This is a genomic window from Candidatus Firestonebacteria bacterium RIFOXYD2_FULL_39_29, assembly GCA_001778375.1.
Taxonomy (GTDB): Bacteria; Oederibacteriota; D2-FULL-39-29; order D2-FULL-39-29; family D2-FULL-39-29; genus D2-FULL-39-29.
Genome location: MFGV01000025.1, coordinates 1 through 6413, shown reverse-complemented (window position 1 = coordinate 6413; position 6413 = coordinate 1). Strand labels below are relative to the sequence as shown.

At 36.9% G+C, this 6413-nt stretch carries 6 protein-coding genes and 1 pseudogene; 6 read left to right on the top strand and 1 reads right to left on the bottom strand.

Translation table 11 applies throughout. From position 1 onward, the window contains the following. The first annotated feature begins 233 nt into the window (after positions 1-233). From A2536_07195 to A2536_07175, 5 genes are all read left to right on the top strand, one after another. Positions 234-1280: an N-acetyl-gamma-glutamyl-phosphate reductase gene (locus A2536_07195; protein ID OGF47274.1), complete on the top strand. Its 1047-nt coding sequence runs from the start codon at positions 234-236 to the stop codon at positions 1278-1280. Further along, a complete protein-coding gene (locus A2536_07190; GenBank protein ID OGF47273.1) occupies positions 1277-2464 on the top strand; it encodes a bifunctional ornithine acetyltransferase/N-acetylglutamate synthase in 1188 nt (395 codons plus the stop codon). The genes A2536_07195 and A2536_07190 overlap by 4 nt, the downstream gene beginning before the upstream one ends. A gap of 5 nt (positions 2465-2469) precedes the next feature. Continuing rightward, positions 2470-2808: a hypothetical protein gene (locus A2536_07185; protein OGF47272.1), complete on the top strand. Its 339-nt coding sequence runs from the start codon at positions 2470-2472 to the stop codon at positions 2806-2808. Beyond that, on the top strand, positions 2805-3146 hold the full coding sequence (locus A2536_07180) for a hypothetical protein (GenBank protein ID OGF47271.1): 342 nt from the start codon (positions 2805-2807) through the stop codon (positions 3144-3146). Before A2536_07185 ends, A2536_07180 begins: the two co-directional genes overlap by 4 nt. Positions 3147-3416: 270 nt before the next feature. After that, positions 3417-5681, top strand: a complete 2265-nt coding sequence (locus A2536_07175; GenBank protein OGF47270.1) for a hypothetical protein — start codon at positions 3417-3419, stop codon at positions 5679-5681. Positions 5682-5699: 18 nt separating this feature from the next. On the opposite strand, the gene A2536_07170 is transcribed toward A2536_07175, so the two are convergent. Continuing rightward, the gene (locus A2536_07170) at positions 5700-6059 is read right to left on the bottom strand and encodes a hypothetical protein (protein ID OGF47269.1); all 360 of its coding nucleotides are present in this window, start codon (positions 6057-6059) and stop codon (positions 5700-5702) included. Between A2536_07170 and A2536_07165 the strand changes: the two are divergent. Next, positions 6040-6413 (top strand): annotated as a pseudogene (locus A2536_07165) (UDP glycosyltransferase). The gene A2536_07170 and the pseudogene A2536_07165 sit on opposite strands and share 20 nt — an antisense overlap.

Here is a 6413-nt window from a genome sequence, read left to right as displayed (position 1 = left end):
GATATAAGCACAATGATTTTGTTTAAGATTTTGTGATTAAGTATTAGTAATTGTTTAGTGCTTAGGATTTAAATCTTAGTGATTGGTTTATGGGTATGTTTAGTGCTTAGAATTTAAATCTTAGTTATTGATTTAAACTTGTATCAGTGGAATCCTGTAGCTTTGCAATCAGTGTCCACCTGCGGTGAGATCTCGCTGAAGGCGGAGAATCTATTTTGTAGGGAGAAGTAAAGATGAGCAATAAGTTAAAAGTAAGTATAGTAGGCGCCACCGGTTACTCCGGTATTGAGCTTATCCGTATTCTGCAGAATCATCCTTATGTCGAATTCTCCATGCTTACTTCTGAATCTTACTCTGGAATGAAAGTTAAAAAGGCGCTACCTTGTTTTGATATGGAGAATGAACTGGTTCCGTTTAATGCAGAAAAGACGGCGGAAAACAGCGATCTGGTGTTTTTATGCCTTCCTCATACAAAATCTATGGATGCTGCGGCTGTTATATTAAAAGCGGGGAAAAAACTGGTGGATTTGAGCGCGGATTTCCGCCTAAAAGATAAAAAGCTTTATGAGGAATGGTACGGGGCCAAGCATACACAGCCTGAACTTCTAAAAAAGAGCGTATACGGGATGCCGGAGATAAACTGCGAGGCTATTATAGGAAGTTCTTTTGTTGCAAATCCGGGGTGCTATCCCACAAGTATAATACTCGGGGCTTTACCGGCCGTAATAACAAGGCTGGTGGACTCGTGTTCTATCGTTGTTAATTCAATATCCGGAGTAAGCGGCGCAGGCCGTAAGGCGAAAACAGAACTTATGTTCTCCGAGACGGATGAAAATGTTAAAGCCTATAAAATCGGAACTCATCAGCATACTGCCGAGATAGAGATGGGGATTATAATGGGCAGCCGTAACTCTAAAGTAAAAGTTTCTTTTACTCCTCATCTGGCGCCGGTTAACCGCGGTATTCTTACGACCATAAACTTCGCGCTGAAGGAAAAAATATCTAATGCGGAAATGGTAGAGCTGTACGAAAATTATTTTTATAAAAAAGAGTTTGTACGCGTGCTTCCCGAGGGGCAGTTCCCGGAAACTAAGTATGTCGCAGGCTCTAACTACTGCGATATAGGTGTTAAAGTTGATACACGGACTAAACGTCTCATTGTTGTTTCAGCAATTGATAACTTGGTAAAAGGAGCTGCCGGACAGGCGGTGCAGAATATGAACCTGATGTGCGGTTTTAAAGAAAGTACCGCCCTCAAAAATATAGGGATGATGGTATGAATTTAAAAGTAAAAGGTTTTCGTTCTGCAGCTTTACATTCCGGGGTCAAAAAAAATCCGTTAAAAAAAGACCTTGCGGTCATTTATTCGGAGATCCCTGCCGTCTCTTCAGCGGTCTTTACTAAAAATAAAGTCAAAGCGGCACCTGTCCTTCTTTCCATGAAAAACTCAAAGAAAGGCCTGATAAATGCGGTTGTAGTAAATAGCGGGAACGCAAATGCCTGCACGGGAAAGCAGGGGATGAAAGATGCCCTGGCCATGGCTGAGAAAACGGCTTTAATGACGGCTTCAGATAAAAATGAAGTGCTGGTATGTTCCACCGGGGTTATCGGCGTAAAAATGCCCATAGAAAAAATACTCGACGGAATTGAAACAGCCGGTTATTCTCTCCGCGAAGATACACTTCTTGAAGCGGCAGAAGCTATCATGACTACCGATACATTTAGAAAAACCGCTTTCATTAATTTTAAAGCCGGCGGGAAAAACTGCTCTATTTTTGGAATGACAAAGGGTTCCGGGATGATACATCCTGATATGGCGACAATGCTCTGTTTTATTCTTACAGATCTGTCGGTATCAAAGAAAATGCTGGACCTGGCCTTTAAAGAGCTTAACGGACTGACGTTTAATTCCATAACAGTTGACGGTGACACAAGTACTAATGACACAGCGGTAATTCTTGCAAACGGTATGGCAGGCAATAAGCCGGTAATATCCGCCGGTAAAGATTATAAGGCGTTCTATAAAGCCTTGAATACGGTAATGCTGGATCTGGCAAAGAAGATAGTCAAAGACGGTGAGGGCTCGACGAAGTTTATAGAGGTCCGTGTTTTAAATGCTAAAACAAAGAAAGAAGCGCTACAGTGCGCCAAGGCTATAGCCGGCTCAAGCCTTTTTAAAACCGCCATATACGGCGGCGACCCGAATTGGGGCCGTATCTTATCTGCCGTCGGCAATTCCGGCGTAAATTTTAAAGAAGAAAAAACTGACATCTCATTTGATAACATGTTTATAGCCAAGAAAGGCATAGAAATAAAATTTAACGAAAAAAAAGCCCACCAAATACTTATGAAAAAAGAGATCCTTATCACCGTAAACCTAAATTACGGCAAAGAATCTGCAACCGCCTACACCTGTGATCTGACCGAAGGATATATCAAAATAAACGCGCATTATAGGACGTGATAGATATGGAAATTTTAAAAACTAAAATAAATAAAGAACATCTGAAATTAAATTATGCCGGTGTATTTAAAACAATGGTTAAAGGTGTCGCTGATATTAAAAATGAAATTATAGCGCTTGACGCAGAGATGCATGCTGATTTGGAAACATTGCTAATTGAAGAAGGTTCGGCACAGGAAGATCTCTGGGGATTTAATTTATACTTTGAGAGAGAAAGCGGGGAATTTATTGAATATACATCTCTGATCAATATTAGACCGCATCAGAATAATAAATCTATGGAAATTTGTAATGAAGAAATTAAAAATATGGTTAAAAAGACGGTAATGAGGTGGATAGGATGACTTTTGTTCATCATAAAACATTGACAGCGGAAAAATGGGTAAAATATCCTTTTTACAAACAAATATTAATGATTGCGAATGAGTTAAACCGTGCAAAAAACATGATTTTAATGTCCGATATTCCGGAAACGGAAAAATGCTATGAGAGAGCGTTTGAGCTTATTGACATTACGGTTGCTCTAAATAAAAAAAGAGGTGTCTTGAAAGAACTTTTAAGATTAAGGGAGTTAATGGCATCAACTTATTTTTTAAAAGAATATGAAAGTAAAACAAACTCCGCTTATTATAACGTCCTTTTGTCCTTCACCCCTGAGAGTTTCGTTTTATCTGAAATATGATATAACAGGCTGCTGAAAAACTAAAATAATGGACTTTAAGCAGCCTGATACCTCGCCATTTGCTCTCAAATGGCGGGTAAAATGTAAACATTGCAGCTGAAAAAATCTTAAAAAGAGTTTTTCAGCAACCTGCTAATTACGGCAAAATTAATACTGACCTCAAGTTCGGGAAAGAAAACAGGAAGATCTGAACGTCCCATTACCAATATCCCTTTTAAATTCACTTCAAAAATCACAAATCTTGTGCTATATTAAACTATGATGACTAAAGTGGAAGAATTAGAAAGAATAAAATCAGGAATTCCCGGTTTAGATGAGATGTGCGGCGGGGGACTCATTCAAGGTACAGTTACAATAGTTGCCGGACATTTTGGAACAGGTAAGACGTTATCCGGGTTGCAATTTCTGAAGGAAGGTTTAAAGAACGGCGAAAAATGTATATTTATTTCTTTTGTAGAAAACCCTTCAGATATATTGAAATTCTATGATATTTTAAAAACCGACTGGAAATTAGATATAAATAAGGGAAATTTACTTGTTTTACCCGCAAATATATTCAAGATAGATGTTTTGCTTTGTTCCTTAAAAAAACTGTTAAGCAGAGAAAAAATAACAAGGGTCTTTATTGATGAAATACCGCTGGCATTTGAAAAGAAAGTTAAGATATCCGGAAATATAAACAAAATGTTGAAAGCCCTTAAAAAAAACGAGATAAGTTCATTTTTCACAACTACAATCTCAAAAAAAGAAGATGTCCTAACATTGGGAAATATATCGTTTTTGAAATTAACAGATAATATAGCGGTTATGCGCAGAATGGAGAAAGGGAATGATATTGTAAATTTTATAACAATATTGAAAGTAAGAGGAAGCATTCATGATGCAAAATCGAGGGAAATCAGATTGACAAAAGAAGGTTTGGAAATTTATGCCGGGAAAAAAGAATCTGACGGGGAGCAGATTCCTGATGTTCTTCCCGTCTCTGATTTATCTTATTATATATGGCATTTTTCCCCCGAAGATGAAAGGATAAATAAAATAGTAAAAGGATTTTGTCTGAAAAATACAAATATTAATGTTTGCAGGGTTGAAAGAGATAAGCAAACAGATATTGGAGAGTTCTATTTTGATTCCAATCATGATTTTTTGGGCATAATAGGGAAATATATAACCACTCCGGATACCTCATTAGGACTCGTTTGTTTGCCGTATGGTAAAGTATATCAGTATGCCGGTGAAGGTATGTTAATGAATGTAGATAGTTTTATCGATAAAAGTGATTATTTGGAAGAATCAGTAGAATCGTGTTCATATAATGATAAGTTATACGGAGTTCCCTTTACGGTAGGCTGCAAAAGTTTGATGTACAGAAAAGATTTGCTTGAGAAGTATAAAATTAATGTCCCGGAAACCTGGGATGAATTAATGAATGCTGAGCAATATATTTTAAATAAGGAAAACGATCCTGCGCTTCAAGGGGTATCTTTTCAATGGGAAGAAACAGAAGAAATAGTAAGTATATTTTTGGGGTTTATTTGGGGCAATAACGGGGATATTTTTGACAGTAGAAGTAATATTATTGCAGATGAGAGGATTATATCGGCATTGGAATGCATGAAGAAAGTATTATCAAAATACAGGGTACTTCCTGAAAATAAGATGCATATGTTTTCAGATAATGTTAATAACTTTTTTTTAAGAAAGAGTATATTTTTAATAGCAAGAGCTGAGCTTATTGAGATTGCTTTTGGGTGGGATAAGACTCCGCTTGGGAATAGTCTCGGTTCTATAAAAGAAGATATCGCGATAGCACCCTTACCAAAAATGGAGAAAAGCAGTAAAATGCATGGTTTAGTGCAGGGCAGCGCCTTATGTATACCTAAAAATACAAAAGATCCTAAATCTGCCGGTTTGTTTTTAAAATATATGATAAGCGAGGAGATTTCCAAGAAGATAACATTGATAAACTGGCCTTTCCCTGCCAAAATATCATTATGGAAAGACAAAGAAATATTGAATAAGAGATCCTACTATGCTTCCGCTGAAAATATATTAAAGGATTGCAGGGGCATTAATAAAGAAATTAAAAGCTGTCCGGAAATAAAATATTTGATTAGAGAAAAATTATTGCAGATAATAAACGAAGAAAAAAAACCCGGAGAGGCCTGGGAAAGTTTGGCAAAAGACGTAAAAGAGTTGTTAAAAAGGAATGCTGTATATAAAAAAATAGCAGAAAGAGTAATAAGTTACACGGCAAAAAGATATAACGATAAAGAATTCTATAAAAGCCTTTTAACGGAGATAGGATTAAGTCCGCATTATTTACAAAGGATATTTAAAATAGAGACAGGCATGACAATATCAAATTATTTAATAAAAATTAGAATAGAGAAAGCAAAGGAATTGTTAAAAGACGTAAAATATAATATAGGTGATGTAGCGCAAAAAGTTGGTTATTCTGATTCCGTGTTTTTCAGTAAATTGTTCAAAAAATATACAAAATATACACCTACCGGTTATAGAGCAAAATATTAAAACCATCATGTCTATTGCCTAATCAGTGGAATCCCGTAGTTTTGTAATCTCTTCAAAAGATCCGCCAATTATGTTAGGCGGATCATCGAGGGATCCGCCCGATATAACTGGCGGAGGTGGAATCGAACCCGAAATCTCAATAAACCTTAATATTATGCAAGCCAATAAAGGTATAATTTCTACTTCGGATTTTGGGTTCACCTCTACTAATTCCTGCCAAAGTCTGTAATGAGTAAATAGTGGTACTGTAAGACGCAAAAGAAGTACTATAGTTATGTTAATAAACTGTTTACTCCTCTTGACAACTGCAGAAAACCGTATATACTTCAATATTATGAAGATACTCTGTATTCCATGTATGCATGCATTATCACACATAAGCCGTCTTCTCTCAGTCGGGATAGAGCTCAGGAAGAGAGGGCATGAGGTCATTTTTGCGGGGGAAGGTCAAAAAAAGAGATTTATAGAGCAGGAAGGTTTTACAGTTTTGCCTCTGCATGAACCTGATTTTGAGGAAGTATTCGGAAACATTCGCAAAGGTAAACTCAAGTTTATCAGTGAAAAAGAGATAGATCTCATGATTGCGGCTGATTTGAAGTTGTATAAGAAAGTAAACCCTGATCTTGTTCTTACAGACGGCAGATTTACTGCAGCCGTTTCGACACAGATGGTCAATATAAAGCACGCTGCAATAGTGAATGTTTCCTCTACAGAGTACAGAGCGTTACCCTA